The 693-nt window shown below is 62.6% G+C and carries 1 protein-coding gene; it reads left to right on the forward strand.

The genetic code is table 11. The features are described 5' to 3' along the window. Positions 1-69: 69 nt before the first annotated feature. The coding region (locus TU80_RS33655; protein ID WP_420902724.1) for a DUF2515 family protein at positions 70-693 on the forward strand (624 nt) is incomplete at its 3' end.

The following is a 693-nucleotide window of genomic DNA, read 5'->3' on the forward strand; positions in this document are numbered from 1 at the left end:
ATGTGCAAAACCACCGGAGTCATAGTCTGTGTTGGCCCGCGCCTGGAGCAGTGGGCACGAGGGCGACGGGTGGCGCTCTCGGACGATCTCTGCCGCTGTAAATGCGACCCGCCCCCGCGCCTGCTGGCCGACCAATTCGAGCGGTTTCAGACCCTTACCGCCGAAGACTCCGCGGTACACCGCCGAAGCGCGACCGCATCGGAAGCGCCAGCACCAACACCCGCGAAAAATCCTACCCCGAGCTCAACGCCTTCCGCTTTCAGCGAAATACTCGAGTCAGCCTGCGAGCGCAATTGGCGCTTCTACCAGAAGCAGGCAGAAGACGTGATCGCCCCCGGCGGCAAGCTGATCGCCGACCCCAGGTTGCGCAACCGGCTCATCAACTCGGCGTATGCCCAGCTCTGGCGCCTCGATAACCGTTTTCAGTGGGCGGGCCTTGCGGCGTTTGCCTCCAAGCAAGTGGGGTGCGGCTTGCTGCACGCGGCAGAATCCATCGAGAAAATTCAGGCGGAATTTGAAGCGGCGGAGCAATTGCGAAAGAGTGCCCGGAAAGGGGTTTGGGGGTTGTTCAGCACAGAGGAGCGTGAACGGCAGGCAAAGCTGCGGGAGTACGAGCGGCGCCTGCGGGAGTATGAACAGGCCAGCCGTAATAACCCGGTGCCTGATGTTGATTGGCGGCGCGAGGGTGAACCG

This window comes from Pseudomonas veronii (assembly GCF_001439695.1).
Taxonomy (GTDB): domain Bacteria; phylum Pseudomonadota; class Gammaproteobacteria; order Pseudomonadales; family Pseudomonadaceae; genus Aquipseudomonas; species Aquipseudomonas veronii.